Origin of the sequence: Shouchella tritolerans (assembly GCF_025770735.1) — a bacterium.
Classification (GTDB): Bacteria; Bacillota; Bacilli; order Bacillales; family Bacillaceae_D; genus Shouchella; species Shouchella tritolerans.
Map to the genome: position 1 here is coordinate 383,200 of NZ_JAODPB010000003.1, position 17,552 is coordinate 400,751.

General features: G+C 43.3%; 20 protein-coding genes. 15 read left to right on the plus strand and 5 right to left on the minus strand.

Translation table 11 applies throughout. The annotated features are described in order from the left end of the window. Position 1: 1 nt before the first annotated feature. Genes N6H06_RS12205 through N6H06_RS12230 form a run of 6 tightly spaced genes read left to right on the plus strand, consistent with a single transcriptional unit; the run spans position 2 to position 4,066 of the window. The gene (locus N6H06_RS12205) at positions 2–682 is read left to right on the plus strand and encodes a hypothetical protein (protein WP_062748512.1); all 681 of its coding nucleotides are present in this window, start codon (positions 2–4) and stop codon (positions 680–682) included. Beyond that, a complete protein-coding gene (locus tag N6H06_RS12210) occupies positions 675–1,433 on the plus strand; it encodes a class I SAM-dependent methyltransferase (RefSeq protein ID WP_213029169.1) in 759 nt (252 codons plus the stop codon). The genes N6H06_RS12205 and N6H06_RS12210 overlap by 8 nt, the downstream gene beginning before the upstream one ends. 10 nt (positions 1,434–1,443) lie before the next feature. After that, positions 1,444–1,797, plus strand: coding sequence for a hypothetical protein (locus tag N6H06_RS12215; protein WP_062748508.1), 354 nt, complete (start codon positions 1,444–1,446; stop codon positions 1,795–1,797). Beyond that, positions 1,794–2,273, plus strand: coding sequence for a tRNA (N6-threonylcarbamoyladenosine(37)-N6)-methyltransferase TrmO (gene tsaA, locus N6H06_RS12220; RefSeq protein ID WP_062748506.1), 480 nt, complete (start codon positions 1,794–1,796; stop codon positions 2,271–2,273). The genes N6H06_RS12215 and tsaA overlap by 4 nt, the downstream gene beginning before the upstream one ends. A 5-nt stretch (positions 2,274–2,278) precedes the next feature. Continuing rightward, positions 2,279–3,502: an MFS transporter gene (locus tag N6H06_RS12225; protein ID WP_263706848.1), complete on the plus strand. Its 1,224-nt coding sequence runs from the start codon at positions 2,279–2,281 to the stop codon at positions 3,500–3,502. Positions 3,503–3,514: 12 nt separating this feature from the next. Then, entirely contained in the window at positions 3,515–4,066 is a 552-nt protein-coding gene (locus N6H06_RS12230) for a GNAT family N-acetyltransferase (protein ID WP_263706850.1), read from the plus strand. Positions 4,067–4,394: 328 nt separating this feature from the next. Here N6H06_RS12230 and N6H06_RS12235 read toward each other — a convergent pair whose 3' ends face one another. Further along, entirely contained in the window at positions 4,395–5,327 is a 933-nt protein-coding gene (locus N6H06_RS12235) for an SDR family oxidoreductase (RefSeq protein ID WP_213029172.1), read from the minus strand. Positions 5,328–5,531: 204 nt separating this feature from the next. Between N6H06_RS12235 and N6H06_RS12240 the strand changes: the two genes are divergently transcribed. The 4 genes from N6H06_RS12240 to N6H06_RS12255 are packed head-to-tail and all read left to right on the plus strand — an operon-like array spanning position 5,532 to position 9,011. Beyond that, positions 5,532–6,512: a glycosyltransferase family 4 protein gene (locus tag N6H06_RS12240; protein WP_062748499.1), complete on the plus strand. Its 981-nt coding sequence runs from the start codon at positions 5,532–5,534 to the stop codon at positions 6,510–6,512. Further along, complete coding sequence (locus N6H06_RS12245; RefSeq protein ID WP_062748497.1) at positions 6,509–7,336, plus strand: hypothetical protein; 828 nt, start codon at positions 6,509–6,511, stop codon at positions 7,334–7,336. Before N6H06_RS12240 ends, N6H06_RS12245 begins: the two co-directional genes overlap by 4 nt. A gap of 16 nt (positions 7,337–7,352) precedes the next feature. Beyond that, positions 7,353–8,048 carry a glycosyltransferase family protein gene (locus N6H06_RS12250; RefSeq protein ID WP_062748495.1) on the plus strand — a complete coding sequence of 232 codons (696 nt, stop codon included), beginning with the start codon at positions 7,353–7,355 and terminating at the stop codon, positions 8,046–8,048. A gap of 57 nt (positions 8,049–8,105) precedes the next feature. Continuing rightward, complete coding sequence (locus N6H06_RS12255; RefSeq protein WP_213029175.1) at positions 8,106–9,011, plus strand: glycosyltransferase family 4 protein; 906 nt, start codon at positions 8,106–8,108, stop codon at positions 9,009–9,011. Positions 9,012–9,115: 104 nt separating this feature from the next. On the opposite strand, the gene N6H06_RS12260 is transcribed toward N6H06_RS12255, so the two are convergent. Then, positions 9,116–9,808 (minus strand): glycosyltransferase, encoded by a 693-nt coding sequence (locus N6H06_RS12260; protein WP_263706855.1) that lies wholly within the window; start codon positions 9,806–9,808, stop codon positions 9,116–9,118. Next, complete coding sequence (locus N6H06_RS12265) at positions 9,808–11,151, minus strand: nucleotide sugar dehydrogenase (RefSeq protein WP_263706857.1); 1,344 nt, start codon at positions 11,149–11,151, stop codon at positions 9,808–9,810. Before N6H06_RS12265 ends, N6H06_RS12260 begins: the two co-directional genes overlap by 1 nt. 259 nt (positions 11,152–11,410) lie before the next feature. Here N6H06_RS12265 and N6H06_RS12270 point away from each other — a divergent pair, with 259 nt between their 5' ends. Beyond that, a complete protein-coding gene (locus N6H06_RS12270) occupies positions 11,411–11,887 on the plus strand; it encodes a GNAT family N-acetyltransferase (protein ID WP_062748488.1) in 477 nt (158 codons plus the stop codon). Between the two features lie 138 nt (positions 11,888–12,025). Here N6H06_RS12270 and N6H06_RS12275 read toward each other — a convergent pair whose 3' ends face one another. Continuing rightward, positions 12,026–13,309: a glycosyltransferase family A protein gene (locus tag N6H06_RS12275; protein WP_263706858.1), complete on the minus strand. Its 1,284-nt coding sequence runs from the start codon at positions 13,307–13,309 to the stop codon at positions 12,026–12,028. Between the two features lie 215 nt (positions 13,310–13,524). Between N6H06_RS12275 and N6H06_RS12280 the strand changes: the two genes are divergently transcribed. Continuing rightward, on the plus strand, positions 13,525–13,803 hold the full coding sequence (locus tag N6H06_RS12280) for a YuzF family protein (RefSeq protein ID WP_263706860.1): 279 nt from the start codon (positions 13,525–13,527) through the stop codon (positions 13,801–13,803). Between the two features lie 13 nt (positions 13,804–13,816). Then, positions 13,817–14,017, plus strand: a complete 201-nt coding sequence (locus N6H06_RS12285; protein ID WP_062748482.1) for a hypothetical protein — start codon at positions 13,817–13,819, stop codon at positions 14,015–14,017. A 213-nt stretch (positions 14,018–14,230) separates the two neighbouring features. Here N6H06_RS12285 and N6H06_RS12290 read toward each other — a convergent pair whose 3' ends face one another. After that, on the minus strand, positions 14,231–15,292 hold the full coding sequence (locus tag N6H06_RS12290) for a tartrate dehydrogenase (RefSeq protein WP_263706863.1): 1,062 nt from the start codon (positions 15,290–15,292) through the stop codon (positions 14,231–14,233). A 171-nt stretch (positions 15,293–15,463) separates the two neighbouring features. Between N6H06_RS12290 and N6H06_RS12295 the strand changes: the two genes are divergently transcribed. Both N6H06_RS12295 and N6H06_RS12300 read left to right on the plus strand, forming a co-directional pair. Next, positions 15,464–16,132: a GntR family transcriptional regulator gene (locus N6H06_RS12295; RefSeq protein ID WP_062748478.1), complete on the plus strand. Its 669-nt coding sequence runs from the start codon at positions 15,464–15,466 to the stop codon at positions 16,130–16,132. Between the two features lie 106 nt (positions 16,133–16,238). Further along, the gene (locus N6H06_RS12300; RefSeq protein WP_062748476.1) at positions 16,239–17,501 is read left to right on the plus strand and encodes an AAA family ATPase; all 1,263 of its coding nucleotides are present in this window, start codon (positions 16,239–16,241) and stop codon (positions 17,499–17,501) included. The last annotated feature ends 51 nt before the right edge of the window (positions 17,502–17,552 follow it).

A 17,552-nucleotide genomic window follows, 5' to 3' on the forward strand; every position in this document is an offset into this window, starting at 1 on the left:
CATGGAAATGAATCCATCCAGATATCGGTTGCACGAAAACATCCCTTTTGGTTCTAAAAAAATCGTTTTGATTGTCCAATCGGGGCAAATGGGAAAATTCGATGAAGACGGCGCTGAAGGCGAGCGGCAACTATATGATCAATTGGAAGCAAGCTTGGTCGATGAAAAAATTGGTGTCTGCCGGTTTGATTTTCCAGATCGAGTCAACCGCAGAGAAAGCATATCAGACGAAGAGTATGGCTATCGGGCGTCGCGTTTAAGTGCGGTTTACCAACGGATAAAAGCAGCACACCCTGCGTATGGCATTACGTTTATAGGGATGTCATTAGGAGCAAATCTCGTTTTAGAGAAGCTGCAAAGCGTTACAAGCCCTTCGTCAGCTGTGTTAATTGGCTTATATGTCGATGAGGCGGTTACTGTTGCCGAACAAGTTGAAGCGATCAGTCTTGTATATGGAAGCGAGGATTATATTGCGTTTGGTGAGAATATAAGCCTCGATGATCTGATCGCCCCTGCGAAGTACAGCCAAACTGTCAGAAGCTGTATAAACAGCACAGCGCCAGTCGAAACATCGATTTTAAAAGGATTGGGACACTCGCTCAATCCAATGAACAGTGAGGCGGAAGGGCCAATTGTCCATCTTGTTCGCCTAGTAGGAGGAGGAAAATCGATTCATGAATAAAAGTGCCCAACGGTTTAACCAAATCGCAGACAATTTTTTAAATAGCGAGGTTCACAAAGCAAGTCCCTCGATCGACCAGTTAAAGACGCTGTTAGGAGATGTGCATGACAAAGCGATTTGCGATGTTGCCTGTGGATCGGGCCATTTGGGGTTGGCGCTTGCGCCCCGCTCATTGACGAGTGTTGACCCCTCTGAATCTATGCTGGCAAATGTCGAAAAGCTTGCTGCTACAAAAGGGAAAAGCGTTAAAACCGTTTGTGCCTATGCCGAGAACTTGCCGTTTGAATCGGAGCAATTTGACATTGTCGTAACGCGGCTTGCAGCCCACCATTTTACCGATATCACGTTAGCGATAAAAGAAATGAAACGAGTAGTAAAAAAAGGCGGAACAATAGCGATTATTGACTTGGAAGGGTATGGAGACAAACAAGTTGACCAATTCAATCATGAATTGGAGCTCCTCCATGACGAAACGCATATTAAAAGCTATTCGTATGAACAATGGCTCGACCTTTTTATACACGAAGGACTAACAGTAGTAGAAGGGTTTAGCAATTTAAGCGAAAAGCCAGGAGGCATCAGCATCAAACGGTGGTGTGAAATCGCTTCTTCTGGTTTGGAAGCAGAGCGTGAAATCCGCGCTAAATTGGAGCAAGCGCCTGCCCATTTTTTAAAGACGATGGGAATTGAAAAACGAGAAGATGATTTTTACATTCCTGTAAGGACAGCAATGTTCCTTCTTACGAAATGAGGGGAAAGGGATGCCAGTGATTACACTTCATTCACCGCTCGACTGTCCCGCGAATCAAGAGGTTCTTGGCAAAATCGCCAATACGGTCACAAAAGAGTTGGCGATCCCAACAGACCATTGCTGGGTACTGTGGAACAAAATCGAGCACGCCTATAAACAAGATTGGCTGACGAGCCCTTGTCCTGCTCCAATTGTCAAAATGGTTTGCAAACAAAGCCATTCATCCGAAAAGCTAAAAGCGCTTTTACCGAAAATCAAGCAAGTCATAGCCCGTTGTGAAGGCTGTCAGGAAGAAGAGATTTTCATTTGTGTGCAAAAAATTGAAAAAGGCCATTTGCTGATTCGAGACGAGGTGTGGACATGACAGACAAACAGCAAACGACAACGATAAAATACATTGGCCACGTCCGTTCGCCGCGAACTGAAATGACCGATGACCATTGGGGATCGGTCATTAGCGAAATTGTTGTGAACGAGGATATTCCCCTTTCTGCTTTAAAAGGACTAGATTCTTTTTCCCATTTGGAAATCGTCTTCCACATGGATCAAGTTGACCAAAGCAAAATTGTCTACCAAGACCGCCATCCACGCAATAATACAGGCTGGCCAAGCGTCGGCATTTTTGCGCAAAGAGCCAAAGGCAGGCCGAACGCGATTGGTGTGTCTAGATGTGCGTTGTTGGAAATGAACGGAAATAGGCTTACCGTAAAAGCGTTAGACGCGATCGATGGTACCCCTGTGATTGACATTAAGCCCTATGTCAACGAGTTTGGCCCCATTGGCGAAGTTAGGCAACCGGGGTGGATAACCGAGTTGATGAAAAACTACTACAAGGATTGAAGCACTTGAAGCTATTAGCAGACCGTAATTTCATCCTCTTTTTTTTCGGGTCGCTCGTCTCGAAAATAGGCGATAAGCTCTATTTGATTGCTATGCCATGGATCATTTATGAATTAACGGGCTCCTCTTTTTATATGGGCGTCATGTTCTTTTTAGAGACGATTCCATTTTTGTTCGTTTCCCCATTGGCAGGGCTGTTGGCGGATCGCTTTTCCCATAAGTTGTTGCTGTTTCTCTCTGCTTTCTTACAAGGGTTCTTTTTGTTAACGATTGTGATTGGAAACGCAGCAGCAAACCAAATTCCGATTATCTGGATTTTTGTTTGCGGATTTTTTATTGCTTGCGGAGGAGCGATGTTTAGCGTTGTATTAAACAGCATCATTCCGTCGATGTTTCCAAAAGATAAAATTGTGAATGTTAATTCGTCATTTCAGTTCCTTGACTCCACGTCACTGCTTTTTGGCAGTGCTTTGGCAGGGATGTTGATTAGCATGTTCGGTGGTTTTACCGTGTTGCTTCTTGACGCTATTTCGTTTTTTATCATTTGCGCGGTTGTCTTGTTTTACCGAATCAAAAAAGAAAACATTAAAAAAATTGCCGGTGGCAGCTCTTGGAAACATCTAGTCCAAGGAGCAAGCTACGTAAAAAAACACGAAGTTCTTCAACCGCTTCTTTTAATTATGATGTTGGTGAACATATCCAATGCTGTCGTTGTCGCCTTACTTGTCTTTTTTGCGAGGGATACATTGGCTTTGGATTCTTCTCAGACGGGCCTCATTTATACAATTGCTGCCGTCTCGCAAGTACTTCTGACGTTTTTTATTCCATTGATTACGAAAACATTCAAACGAACGAACCGGATGTTGCTCGTATGCTTAATGGTCAGCAGTGGCGGCATTGGTATTATCTCGCTTAGCACAGGGTGGGTTACGCTAGGCCTAGCGATGATGGTCCATACAGTGCCGATCATTATTTTTAATGTCGTCAATAAAACGTTAAGAATGCAAATAGTCCCTGACGATTTAATAGGCCGTGTCAATGGGCTGTTTTTAATGCTAAGCAAGTCGACGTTGCCTGTTGCTGGTTTAATCGGGGGTGTAGCGGCAGAGTTTATCCATATCCGCATCGTATTCGCCCTGCTGTGTATATTATCGTTAGCGTTGATCGTGCGCTACTGGTTCCATCCATTTAATCAGAAAGCGACCACTACGCTTGAAAGAATTAGCTAAAGGGAGTGGTGAATGATGAAATTGGCTCTTCAGCCTTTGAATCTAGAGGACATTGAATTGGTTGATGAAATGTACAACGATGAAGCTGTGTTTCAAACCGCTATTTTAGGATACAACTACCCGCAAAGCCGATTACTCCTTAGAGGAAAATTGGAGTCTTGGATTACGAACAAATCACAAAAGCATTTTAAGATTATGGCTGAAGAAGCAGTTGGCATTGCGCAAATCCACGATATCCATGGAGTAAACCGTACGTGCAAATTAGGGATTATGATTAAGCCTGCCTTTTGGGGAAACGGTTATGGGCCAGAAGTTCTTCGCCAACTAGAACATATATGCTTTAACGGTATTGGATTAAGGCGTATCGAAGCAGAAGTGCTGGCCACCAATGAACGGGTATTGGTGATGATGGAACAAGGCCACTATGAACGCGAAGGTGTCCGTAAAGAGGCGGTTTTTAAAAATGGCCGCTTTGTCGATGTCCACTACTATGGGAAAATCAACGACAAATCAGTGGATCTAGGAAGATACGATTTAGGCAAGGAAGCCGAAAGGGTAAAATAGGCGGCGCATTGTTTTTAAAATAGCCATCTTTTTCAGGAAGGAAAAGTGACAGAGCGTCATCCCCCCGACTAATCACCACGCAAAACAGCACCTAATGGAGGTGCTGTTTTTTTTAGGTCATCCGTTATGACCAACATTCGAGCAAGGCATCCGTATAACAAGCCGATACATAAAAACATACTCCTAGTATTCAAGGAACAAATAAAAAGATAACGATCAGTTCGACGAAATGTAGTGAAGATACACCTACATGTGAAAAGCATGCGCTTATGTTGACTCAGCTTCGTGGCACGGTCATCGACAGGCTAAGCGATAAGTAAGCTCAAAATCAGTGGCGTTTAAACCAATCGACAGTCTGTCTTAATCCTTCCTGGAATGAAACAGTAGGGCGGTAGGCAATGAGTTTTTCGGCAAGGTGGATATCGGCAAGGGAATGTTTCACGTCGCCTGGCCGTTCAGGCCCATAGCTTGCCTGAATGTGTTTGCCCAAGAGCGAATTGATTTCATCTACCAGTGAGTTGAGGTCAATGCTGGCGCCTCCCCCTATGTTTACCGATTCTCCTTGTAGTTTTGGAGCGTTGGCTGCTAATAAATTGGCAGAAACAACATTATCAATAAACGTAAAGTCACGCGATTGTGTGCCGTCGCCAAAAATAGTCGGTGGTTTGTCGTTTAGCATCGCCTTTATAAAGCTAGGGATGACGGCTGCATACTTGGAATTGGGGTCTTGACGAGGGCCAAAGACATTAAAGTAACGAAGCGAAATGGTTTCCAAACCATAGAGGTTATAGAAAACTTTACAATAAAGTTCACCTGCGTATTTGCTGACAGCATAAGGGGACATAGGGTTGCCAGGCAATTGTTCATGTTTAGGCAATGTTTCCGAGTCCCCATAAGCTGATGACGAAGCCGCGTAGATAAATCGACTTACTTTTGCTTCAACCGCACCTTGCAAGAGCTGAAGCGTACCAGAGACATTGGCATGGTTCGATCCGAGCGGGTTTTGAATCGACTTTGGTACAGACGGAATCGCTCCCTGATGAAAAACAATATCTACCTGCTTTAACGCAGATTGGACCGTTTTCTCATTTGTAAAGTCGCCATCGATAACGTCAACCTCATCAATAAATTCAGCGATATTTTCCTTTTTTCCTGTATTAAAATTGTCTAAAATTTTGACTTTTTCTCCTTTGGCCACAAGCGCTTTGGCAATATTAGAGCCAATAAAGCCAGCTCCCCCTGTAACTAGGTAAGTTGCCACGCGGACACCCCCTTGTATTTGTAAACATCCATCTTAGTTTATGCAGGTAAAAATGCGGTGTTTCCAAAATTGAACAGGAGTCGTGATTCACCGTGCTAGCGACGCATAATAAAAAGCTTTTGGGCATACGATGGTTTATCAGAATAACGGTCAGACCGAGGCATGAATATAGCTGGCCTAAATATAGCAAAGGAGAGCTTAAGGGTGGCCAGACACTTGCTCGTATACGATTATGATTGGTGGGTGTTAGGGGCAAAAGCAAAAATGATACAACAGCATCATCCTTCTCTAGAAATTTGCTCATTGACGGAACTGAAAGGAAGAGTGGCCGAAAATGGCGCTGGGGCGATTAATTCTTCTTACGACGTAATCGCTGCATTGGGGTTGGGGATTGCTCAGACCCTTTCTTTTATTGGCATCCGTGTCGATTCATCTCAAATCGGATCCTATAATTACTTGACGAAAAACCACCAAGCTTACCGGGAATGGAGCGACCACTTTAAAGCCAATCATGACTTCTTTCGGCGCATGATGAAAGCATCTAGATACGGGGCGATCAGCCCTAAATTGGCATCCGAGGTGAAGAAACGGCTTCCTCATAAAACGGTTTCTTTTATCCGGCCATTTGTTGATACGAAGCGGTTCTGCCCGTCTCCGACTAAGCCAGCCGATAATAAGGGGAAAATCGTCATCGGCTGGGTGGGAAATGACAAGCGTAAAGTGAAAAATTACCATACATTATACAAGGCGCTTGTGCGAGCATTTGCGAGTGACCCAAATGTTGCTTTTGTAGAAGCAACCCGATCTTCTACGGTGCCGTTAGAAAAGATGCCATCCTTTTATAACAAGTTGGATTTGCTGTTAATTACTTCTTCCAACGAAGGGGGCCCGGCTCCAGCGATGGAAGCTTACGCGAGCGGCGTACCGGTATTGTCGACTAATGTAGGCTATGTCAAAACTGTAGCAGGTCCTAAATGCCGGTCGCTTATCATCGACAGCCTCGCATTACGGGACTTTGCAGGCAAAATTCGAGAGCTGCAAACAGACAAGGATTATCTATTGGAATTGAAACAAGAAGCGCGGGCGCAAATGGTGGCTCATTTTACAGTTGAAAAGACGATTGGCGATTGGTTGGAAGTCTTGTTTGCGATCAAACCAAAGCCAAGCAAAGGAGAATCGACATGAGCTCGAAACGGTTGTGTGTAACTACCTATGTGTACGGAAATTACAAAAAGTTCATTCCTTATTACGTTTATAGCTTTTTAAAAAGCTACCCCCATTATTTTGTGAAGATCTTTGTAAACGGCCAACTGTCAGCGAACGAACACGCGAGCCTGGAACGGATCAAACAACAATTATCGAAAAACGTGGAAATCAAGGAAACCAAATTGTTAAAAAAAGTATCGCTAGCAAATGAAGGCAAAGCACGGCGTTTTTTATTGCCAGCTAGTGAATTTGCTGGATTTGACTATGTCTATATCGGCGATGTCGATTTTTTAATCATTAAAGAAGACATTCCCTTATTAGAGGGGCATTTAGAGCATTGCCAAAAGATTGGCTTGCCTTACAGCAATCAAATTCGCCCACAGTCAAAACGGCTAACGGGGCTCCATTTTATTAAAACAAAGGAATATTACAAGAAAATGGATTCTTTAATTGCCTATTACTTGGAACGTCCGGAAAAAATTGAAGAAGCATTTCGTACAGGTATCCGCGATGAAGAATTTCTCTATAACTTAGTGGAGAAAAGAATTGGTTTTGGCAACATCGACAAGCATCATTATCGGCCTCATCATGGTTTCCATTTAGGCATATTACGAAACGGGCCAGACCATTTTAAAAACTATGTGGAACAAGGCCATACCAACCCATATCATCAACTTCCCCCGTATCGTTCACTAAAAAAATCGCTGTTGGCTTTCTACCAAGATCGTTTGTTTACGGAAATTAAGAATATGGTGCCAACCAAAGAAGTCCACTTGCTGGAACAACTACTTAAACAGCATTAAGAAAGGGGGGAAGCTCATGATTGCAATTGGCATGGCTGCACTGCCGAGTCGATTTTCCCATTTGCCAAAGATTGTACCGACTCTTTTAAAACAGTGTGACCTCATGTACATCCATATAAACGGAGCCAATGATTGTCCGGCGTTTTTAAAAAAAGAAAGCAAAATCAAACTGTCCTTTTCTAATAAAAACTTAGGTGGGCAAATGGCATTTCGAGGATATCCCCAAACACAAGGCTACTATTTTTGCGTAGACGACGATTTAATATACCCTTCAAACTATGTTGAACGAATGGTGGCTTTAATGAAAGCCCATAACAACAAGATCATTGCTTGCGTGCATGGTTCGAGTTTTGACTACCGAGCCCCTATTAAGCAAGTGTTTAAAAACAAAACGAACCCCCATCTTTCCTATAAAGGTTTAGACGTTGATTCCCAAGTCCTCATTCCGGGGGTGGGAACGTCATGCATGCATTCCAGTTCCTTTGTAGTAAAACCAAGCGATTTTCCATATCAGAACATGAGGGATGCGTTTATTGCCTGTAAAGCTGCGAAAGAGGGAGTTCCTATTATTGCGATCAAACGGCCTGATAGTTGGATCCAAAAAATGTCCGGCCCCACTGCGATTACGAAAAATAAAGACTACGACAATCGGATCGACCAATTGTTTCAAAAGCATATTGCCTATTTTAAAAAGCAAGGTGATAACATGTAAATGGCTGGCGCTAAAAAGACAAGTGATACAGTTGGCAATTGAAAGGGTGGTGGTACGATGGACATTCTGTTAGTGGCAGGGGGGCCTGGCTGGGCGTTTGACTACCGTGCAAAAGATCTACTGTCTCTTCAATATGAAAAAATCAAATTGCACCTAAAATATGTAAATCAAGTAAAAGCGGGCGATCGGAGCCGCTATGATTTGTTTTATCCGATGTCGGTGAATATTGCTAGGAAGCTTCATAAACAAACGACCATTCCCTATGATCAAATGGCGACAGGGATGACATCGATCCGTATTCTTGACAACCACATGAAAAACGCTGGGGATAAAAAAGCGTTTATCCAATTTTTAAAAGGATTCCGCGGCTTAAACACCGGCTCTGATGAAATTGCAACGTTGTTGCGTCCGTTGGTGCCAATTAAGAAAACGAGGGTGGGGATCAATGAAAAGCAATTTAAGCCCCGAGTCCCTAAAAAGGAAAACGATCGCTTCAAAGTAGGATGGGTAGGACGAATAGACCAACAAGATTACCGGGAGCTAAAAGGGTATGACCTCGTTACCGCAGGATTAGAGAAGCTGGATGTAGAGCTGGATATACGCACGTACCAAGATCGTGTGCCTCGTGAGAAAATGGTCGGTTTTTACCAACAATTAGATTGTTTTATTTGTTCTAGTTCATCCGAACATATTCCATTGCCTGTTTTAGAAGCCGCTGCGTGCGGAGTGCCGATCATCTCCACACGTGTCGGCATTGTCCCAGAACTTATTAAAGACAATACCAACGGATTCATTGTTCCAAGAAAAGCGAATGCCTTTCAGAAGGCCGTGAAAACGCTTATCGAAAGCCCTGCGAAAAGGGAACAGTTCTCTAAGGAGATCCGTAAAACCGTCGTCAACCACTGGACACTAGAGCGATGCAAAAAAGAATGGGAGACATTCTTTTTATCCTTAAAAAAATGAAAGAGCAGAGAAATACATTACTCAGGTTGATAGACAGTCTGTAGGCCATTGGCTTTGCCAATGGCCTAGTTTATTACAGTCATTTTTGCAATCGTCAGCCCGGATTAGCTAGTGCTGGATATCAATGCTTGATAGTCTTCCGTGTGTACAAGGTTGGTGCACTTCTTTAATAATTGCTCGTCTGTTACTTTCCACGTATGGAAATTAGGGTTTTCGTTTCGAATCACGACGTGGTTATAGCGATCAGTGGAAAAAATCCGATATCCTTTTGCTGCACAATCTTTTTGGAATTTTTTATCGGAACCAATTTTCATTTTTGGGAAGCAAACGTCTTTTAGTAGTTCTTTTTTGAATACTAACGTCGAGTCAACCACTTGTTCAGCAAACTGATTTTCATACAAAGAAGGAAATAAACCTAAGCATTTGCTTTTTTGGAAATAGAAATAAACGCTGCTTTTTCCGACAATATCCACCTCACGTTGTTTTTCAAAGGCAGACCATGCTGTCTCCAAATAGAGCGGGGCATAATAATCGTCGTCGTCAAATTTCGCAATATGGCGATAGGCTGTTTTTTCGGCGGCGATATTTTTGCATTCTCCGACAGACAGGTGCTCTGGTACTTGGAAAACGGAAACGCGAGGCAGTTTTTTTGCTTGCTCTTTCCAAGCGCTAAGATCCATTTTGTCATGATTCAAGATGACAATAAGCTCTTTGTTCTGCATTGTTTGGCGCGAATAATTGTCAAATACCATCTTCATATTGTCGTTTCTGTTTGTGCATGTAATAACCGAGATCATCAGCTTTTCCCATCTGCTGGGTAGTTCGTTCCCCCGCCTCCTAACACAACCGTCTTCGCTTTGCCTTTATACCCTTTTGTCACATTTTTTGTGTCGTACACCACTTTTGCATGTTCGAGAATTGATTTTATTGGCAAGTTGGAATGGTCGGTCAAAATGGCAACAAGATCGGCATTTTCTAGCAACTCCTGAGAGAGTGGCTGCGAAGAATAGAGCGTTTGTCCTATTTCCAGTGATGGAACATGGGGATCATGATAACAGACGTTGGCGCCAAGCTGGATGAGCGCCTTCATAATGTCAAGTGCAGGAGAGGTTCTGACATCATTGGAATCTTTTTTATAAGAGAGCCCGCATAACACAATCGATGAATCGGAAATGGATTTGTCTGTTTCGGCTAGCTTTTTAATCTGTTCGATGACATAAGATGTTATCGTCTGGTTCATTTGCTCGGATAACGATAAAAATTGGGTGTGGAAGCCACGCTGTGCACCGACCCAGTATAAATATAAAGGGTCGATCGGGATGCAGTGCCCGCCAATTCCGGGGCCAGGATAAAACGCCTGGTACCCGTAAGGCTTAGTAGTTGCCGTCGAAATCGCTTCCCATAAATCAATGCCGAGTTTGTCGCAAAACATCGCCATTTCATTGATGAACGAAATATTAATAAAGCGGTAGCTGTTTTCTAAAAGCTTGGCGAGTTCAGCAACTTCCAGTGAGGAGGCTGGAACAATTGTGTGGAACACACGTCCATAAAAGGCTGCAACACGCATGAGGCATTGCTCGGAAAGCCCACTTATAATCTTTGGAACTTCCTCAATCGAAAGCGATTTGTTTCCTGGATCAATCCGCTCAGGCGAATAAGCCAAGTGCAGCGTTTTACCAGGAACCAGATTGCTTTTTTCTAAAATGGGTTGGATTACTTCACGTGTCGTTCCAGGGTAAGTCGAACTCTCGACAATAACGAGCTGTTCTTCTTGCAGTCTAGGATAAAGGGCTTCGCTTACGTGCTTTAAATAGCGCAAATCAGGCTTGTTATCGCTTGCTAGCGGCGTTGGGACGCATATGACAATAATATCCAAGTCTTCGATTCCGCGGTAATCAGCAGCAAACGTTAACTTGTTTGTAGCCAACACTTGAGCAAGTTCCCGATTTTCAATATCGGGAATATAGCTTGACGCTTGTTGCAACGAGGCAACTTTGTCTGTGTCAATGTCGATTCCTGTAACATGGTAGCCTTTTTTAGTAAATAACAACGCAAGCGGAAGGCCCACATATCCTAAACCAATAACGCCAACTTTCGTGTGAAGTGGGTCATAAAGTTGCGGTTTTTCATATGGACGCAATTGGTTTTTAGCTCCTTTCTTACCATTCTTTTTGCGGCTTCTTCATTCTATTTCGTTTCAAAAAAACGGAAACGGCTTTTGGCTCCATCGGAGAACGAATTAGGCAAGTCGATGTGTGGCCGGTACGGTAATCGATAAATGGTTTTTGTAAATCGGAATAGAAGTAGTCTGTAATGCGGGGGACGAAATGTTAGCAAAAGCAGTTGGGCGATACAAAACATTTGTTCTTGTTGTATAATGAGGTCGAGGGGGAGTGACGATGGAGAGAACCAATCATATAGAATTAAAGCATTTTTCATACCAGTACATAGATACATTGAGTACGTTTGAACTGCCTAAAGAGCAAGCTCAATTTACATCGTTGCCAAACGATTACAAGGAAGTGGCAGAAGGTCAGTATCGAATCGTTATCCTTCACAAGACAGAACCAGTGGGCTTCTTTTTAATGCACTCGACGGATAGAGTAAAAGAGTATTCCGACAATCCACAGGCTATGTTGCTCACTGCATTATCCATTAACGAAGCGAAACAAGGAAAAGGTTATGCAAAGCAGGCTATGTTGTTACTAAAGGAGTTCGTCACTATGGAATTCCCTAAATGCAATGAAATTGTTTTGGCTGTCAACCATAAAAACATAGCTGCCCAACAACTGTATGTAAAAACGGGATTTCAAGATACAGGAAAGAGGAAAATCGGTCCAATTGGCGAACAGCTCATTATGAGTTTAAAGGTATAATGGTTTGGTTGATCAACCGATTAAAAATCATTCATGATACAAAGGATTATTCATTTTAGTCACAGGACTACTATGAATAATCCTTTATTTGTTTTCAAGATGGATTGGTATCAACCTAGATAAACCAATATCTGTCTATCAATCACCATCTGCGTGAGGCAAAAACGCATTCCATTTATGGCGATTGAGTCGGGTAATGCTTGTAGGATGTTCGCGGATGTTATAAACAGTAAAATCTTCATAGCAAAAAACCGAATCGGGTTGCTTGATTAATTTCACTAAAACACTCACGTCTTCATACAAACGTCCGTTCTCAAAAGGCGTGACAGGAAACCCGTTGATTTGTTTTAACATCGCTGTGCGATAAATGCGGGGACCTAGTGGAAATGGATAGGACAAGAGTTCACTTGCCGTGCGGACAGGTTTTCCTTTCGCTACCGTTTTATAAAGGAGAGTGCCTGTTGGCTGTTGTTTCCACCTTCTAAAATTGCCGTATAAAACGGCAGCTTGTTTCGGGAGACGTTGCAGTTTTTTCTTAATCGTGAACAGTGCATCGGGGTCAAGCCAATCGTCTGCATCTAATTCCATCACAAAATCGGTTTCGACGTGAGGGAGCAATGCATTTAAAGCGCGGGCTTTACCGCGATTTTTTTGTTTGAACGCCTTTACGCCCCGTTGTTTTTCCCATTTGCGCATCTTTTCGTAGCTATCGTCTTTTGAGCCATCGTCGATCATGAGCAATTGGTCAGGCTGTGTTTGTTGTAAAAAACAAGAAGCAATGGCTGTTTCAAGATAATCAGTCATATTAAAGGCGGACATGATGATGGCAAGGCTCGGCGAAGCGATCTCCGCTTTTGTGCGGCTGTATTTCATCATGAGCGCATACTTCTCGCGTTCGCTTTTTGATGTGTTGGCTCTTGGCCGTTTAATACAAGGATCCTCTGTGTGAACAATTTGACGTGTTTCTACGTTTTGCAGCCAAGCGGGAAATAATGCTTCTGGAAAAGGCAAGTGAACGATATCAGCGAACTGCTTTTCCTGAAAGAGAGCTGTCCGTACGAAGAAAGGCTGTTCCACATACTGGCTCCCAATTGCCTGTTTAAATGTCATCACCGTTTTATCGGGAGGAAGTGTGAAACGGTTAGGCAGTGCGTTTGGAAGCAGGGTGTCGCCGTTATGCAAGAAAAGGGTATACGTACTGTCGCATATTGGGAGGAGATTGTTTAAAGTGCCAGCGATCTCTCGATTGGATACAGCAATGGTTTTTGTTTCGTAGGGAAATGTTTGCTGATCAACAGCTGTTGACGAATTAATAAGGTAAAGCGTTTTGATTCGGGGTTTAAGAGTGCTGATTGAAGACAGCGCTTGTTGCAATAAAGCGCCACTCCTATAGTTTAAACAAAATACCGAGATGTCGCTCATCGTTCATTCCTCCTGATTTTGCCGACTATTTTTTTCTAATAGAGCAAATGACAGACGGCAGTCTTATGAACCATGGTATTCAAGTAAGCCATTTGAAGGGAACTTAGGTTTCAGTGGAATTTTAGCGAAATAGGTTTAAAAAGTAGGAACTTATCTATACAAGATGACAAATTTCGCATTTATTGATTGTAGACAAGAAAGGAGTGTAAATCATTATGGCAAACGGAGAATTATCTCTCACTCTCCAGTTGTTAAATTTGTTATTGGAAATCAGGTTGGCGAAGTTAAATGGCTCAACTCCTCCTAATGGAACAGGAAGCATTAGGGATGTATTGCTTGGCTTAGTTGGTCAGCCTGTAACAGTAACGACGCCATTTGGCGTGATAACAGGGACATTGCTTACTGTCCAGACTGATTACATCGTGATAATCGAAGACACCGGCTCGCAAGTGCTTGTGCGTATTGCAGAAATTGAAGCGGTAAGCGGACAGTAAAGGGGGGATAAACGTGTTTGAAAATTTATTTACAGATGAGTTGGCGACCCGAATTGGCCAAACGGTTGAAATCGCAACAGATAACAACCTTTTAGAAGGCATTCTCTTAAGTGTAACAGCGAATATTGTTGTTATTATCACGTCGAATGGGTACGGCCCAAGCATCCAGGTAAGCATCGCAGTTAGCGCTATCAACTTTGTCCGCTTCCCGTAAAACCTAGTCTTCCTATTCAATCCTATCAAAAGCGGCCAGTAGCCTTAAAGAAGTGAGCAGAGAACGCGCTGTTATTGTCGAATGGAACGCTTTATAAGAAGCGCGACTGGCTGTATGACAAATGCTCTTGAGGTGTATCGATTGCGCGCTTCCTGTCTCGAAAAGGCGGGAAGCGCGTTTTTTGCCACTATCGGAGAGCAAATGAATCGTTGATCATCCTATTTTTTTGAGCCTGGCGATGATCTCGTTCGTCACTGCTTTAGAACTGTATGTGCCGCCGACATCAGGGGTGATAAAACCATCCTTGATAACTCCTTCGATGACGTCTAATAGAAGCGTTCCCGCTTCCTCATAGCCTAAATGATCAAGCATTAGTTTAGCAGTCCAAATCTGGCCAATTGGATTAGCGATTCCCTTGCCAACAATGTCAGGAGCGGACCCGTGAACAGGTTCAAACATCGAAGGATATTTGCCATTCATGTTGACGTTTGCTGCTGGAGCAATGCCGATGCTGCCCATTATTGCTGCACCGATATCCGTTAGAATGTCGCCGAATAAATTAGAAGCAACAATGACATCAAAGCGAGAAGGATCTGTGACAAAGAAAGCCGCTAATGCATCAATATGCTGGGAATCGGTTCGGACATCAGGATAATCTTTGGCTACTTCATGAAAGACTTCATCCCAAAACGGCATGGTATGTACGATGCCATTTGACTTTGTTGCACTTGTGACGTGTCCTTTGCGTTTTTTGGCGAGTTGGAAAGCATACCGAACTGCTTGGGAAACAGCTCTTTTCGAGAAAACGGCATTTTGAATGGCTAGCTCATTCTCTTCTTGATAAATTCGCCCCCCAATGGAGCTATATTCTCCTTCACTATTTTCACGGACAACGACCAAATCAAAATCAGCTGGATGGTGCAGAGGTGACTGAATGCCTTCCATGACTTTAGCAGGGCGGACGTTGATTTCTTGCTGGAATTCGCGCCTAATTTTAATTAATAGGCCCCATAAGGAAATATGGTCGGGAACGAGATTGGCATTGCCGACAGCGCCAAGAAAGAGGGCATCATAGGATTTTAACTGTTCAAGACCATCGTCTGCCATCATTTTGCCATGCTCTAAGTAGTAGTCGCAGCCCCAAGGAAAAGATGTAAAGGACAAGCGGAAACCGCCATGGATGTCGGAAACAGTTTGCAAGACGTCTTGTGCCAGTGGGACTACTTCCTTGCCAATGCCATCTCCAGGAATGCTGGCAATCGAAAAAGTTTGCATCGTATCACTCTCCTATAAAAAATAGCGCTTACATAAAACCCGTCGACGGTCGACCGATATGTTTATCATATAGCAGCAGTGGTGATGTGGCAAGGGCAGTAATGGTTTTTCCTAAATTGATTTTCTAAAAAAGTTCCGTTACTGTTAAGGAAAGACAGCCGGAGGGATAGCATGACGAATACGAAGTTGGAAAAACCGATTCCCTATTTTCTGCAATTCTACAACCATCTTAAAAACATGATTTACCGTGGCGAATTGGCACCTGGAGAAAAAATCAACGAAACGCAGTTGGCGAAGCGTCTAGGTGTAAGCCGCTCTCCGATTAGGGAAGCAATGCGGCTTCTCGAAAAAGACGGTTTGTTACAACCTGACGAAAAAACAGGCTCTGTCGTGTGCCAATTAACTGCTACGGATGCGGAACAGCTTTACAAAATACGGATTGCGCTTGAGTCCCTTGCCGTGGAGATGTGCATTGAACACGCCAGCGATGCTGATTTGGACCATATTGGCGAAGAGCTTGCCCTAGCTGAAAAAGCGATTGCTGAAAATAAGCCACAAGAAGCGATTATCGACTGCAACCAAACGTTTCACCAGTTGTTGGCAAAATACAGCTATAACCCATATTTGAAAAAACAGTTGGAAAGTTTAGATGTGCTCATTTACTATTGCCGAGTCATTAATATGAAAGGAGAAAACCGTGCCAGTGTTATTGAGGCTGAACATCGTCGCATCTATGAAGCGTTGCGAGAGCGCCAGCGAGAAAAAGCAATCGAACTAATTGTGAAACACCTTACCCACGATCTCGAACATTTAAAAACATGGATTGATGGAAATCGCTGATGAATAAGCACAGATACTCCTAGGTCAAATGTTACGCTATACTTATATGGAAGAAGGCTACTTTTTCAGGAACTTCTTTTAGAGAAAAGGAGAAGGAGAAACGCAGATGAAGTGCATTTATGAGCAAAGTGCAGATCAGAAAAACGACGTGAGAGGCTATCCCGGGTATGCAAGGCTGATTGGAGGCATTCAAGACGCTTTGTTTGCCGCCTATGGCAAAACTTATGAACCTTATCAAACGGATGATGCCCATTTTGAGTTATGGACGATTTTTGAAGAAGACGTCAAAAATGAAAATCCAGAAGTGGAGCATGTAGCCAAAATTTTCGATAAGCTGGAGACACAGACGTTCGAATATGATGAAGAAGCCCGTGAACCCGTTTATCGGGTGCACCGGGCACTCCAGAATAATGTCTATGCCTATGCAAATGCGGGCATTGCTTTCGCCCGTATTCCTGTTTTTGACGATACAAGCATTATGTACATGCAGTGTGTGTTGGCGACAAGCCCTTTAGAAATGGAGAACTTCCTGCAAACGTTACGGAACCGGCTGTGGCATAAAAGTCGTAACGAAGTGCTTGTGTTTAAAGAAGGGATGGACGGGTTTATTCAAGAACAGCAACCTGTAACGCGCGCTATTTCCCGGGAAGAGGTTGTTCTGCGGGCTGATGTAAAGGAAGAGATTTACCAGATGTTGGATCATTTCTTCGCAGAAGACCGGTCTTTTTTTACCAAGTTTAACATTCCTTATAAACGGGGGATCTTGCTCTATGGCCCTCCTGGCAATGGCAAAACAACGCTCGTTAAATCAATTGCTGGCACGGTTGATGCCCCTGTCGCCTATTGGCAAATTACCGAATTTACTTCAAGTGAATCGATCAGCCAAGTGTTTGAGTCAGCGACACGTCTTGCGCCGATGATATTAGTGATTGAAGACATTGACTCTATGCCTGAAGAGGCTCGTTCTTATTTCTTAAATACTCTTGATGGCGCTACTTCAAAAGAGGGGATTTTCTTAATTGGCACAACCAACTACCCTGAGGAAATTGATCCAGGTTTGATCAATCGTGCTGGCCGATTTGACCGCGGCTATGAAATTCCTCTTCCTAATAAAGAGTTACGTCATCATTATGTAGAGATTCTTGATTTCCAATCTGTCGTCCGAGAAGTAGATTTAGACAAAATTGTTCGTGAAACTGAAGGGTTTTCTTTTGCACAGCTCAAAGAATTGTTTATAGCGGCGGCAATGGAACAGCATACTGCTGGCAAAGTAGATATGAACAAACTGATCAAATCGATGAAAAAAGAACAGAAGAAAAGCAAAACCGGCAAGTGGTGGGAAGGCGGCGACGAACTAGGCTTTCACTAGAAGAAGGCATGAAGAACAAACGAGTGTGAAACATAATGGGTTTAACTCCAT

Excerpts from the sequence above, each read along its gene's own strand:
- N6H06_RS12205 (WP_062748512.1), top strand. The coding sequence starts at position 2 with ATGGAAATGAATCCATCCAGATATCGGTTGCACGAAAACATCCCTTTT.
- N6H06_RS12210 (WP_213029169.1), top strand. The coding sequence starts at position 675 with ATGAATAAAAGTGCCCAACGGTTTAACCAAATCGCAGACAATTTTTTA.
- N6H06_RS12215 (WP_062748508.1), top strand. The coding sequence starts at position 1,444 with ATGCCAGTGATTACACTTCATTCACCGCTCGACTGTCCCGCGAATCAA.
- tsaA (WP_062748506.1), top strand. The coding sequence starts at position 1,794 with ATGACAGACAAACAGCAAACGACAACGATAAAATACATTGGCCACGTC.
- N6H06_RS12230 (WP_263706850.1), top strand. The coding sequence starts at position 3,515 with ATGATGAAATTGGCTCTTCAGCCTTTGAATCTAGAGGACATTGAATTG.
- N6H06_RS12245 (WP_062748497.1), top strand. The coding sequence starts at position 6,509 with ATGAGCTCGAAACGGTTGTGTGTAACTACCTATGTGTACGGAAATTAC.
- N6H06_RS12250 (WP_062748495.1), top strand. The coding sequence starts at position 7,353 with ATGATTGCAATTGGCATGGCTGCACTGCCGAGTCGATTTTCCCATTTG.
- N6H06_RS12255 (WP_213029175.1), top strand. The coding sequence starts at position 8,106 with ATGGACATTCTGTTAGTGGCAGGGGGGCCTGGCTGGGCGTTTGACTAC.
- N6H06_RS12260 (WP_263706855.1), bottom strand. The coding sequence starts at position 9,808 with ATGATCTCGGTTATTACATGCACAAACAGAAACGACAATATGAAGATG.
- N6H06_RS12270 (WP_062748488.1), top strand. The coding sequence starts at position 11,411 with ATGGAGAGAACCAATCATATAGAATTAAAGCATTTTTCATACCAGTAC.
- N6H06_RS12275 (WP_263706858.1), bottom strand. The coding sequence starts at position 13,309 with ATGAGCGACATCTCGGTATTTTGTTTAAACTATAGGAGTGGCGCTTTA.
- N6H06_RS12280 (WP_263706860.1), top strand. The coding sequence starts at position 13,525 with ATGGCAAACGGAGAATTATCTCTCACTCTCCAGTTGTTAAATTTGTTA.
- N6H06_RS12290 (WP_263706863.1), bottom strand. The coding sequence starts at position 15,292 with ATGCAAACTTTTTCGATTGCCAGCATTCCTGGAGATGGCATTGGCAAG.
- N6H06_RS12295 (WP_062748478.1), top strand. The coding sequence starts at position 15,464 with ATGACGAATACGAAGTTGGAAAAACCGATTCCCTATTTTCTGCAATTC.
- N6H06_RS12300 (WP_062748476.1), top strand. The coding sequence starts at position 16,239 with ATGAAGTGCATTTATGAGCAAAGTGCAGATCAGAAAAACGACGTGAGA.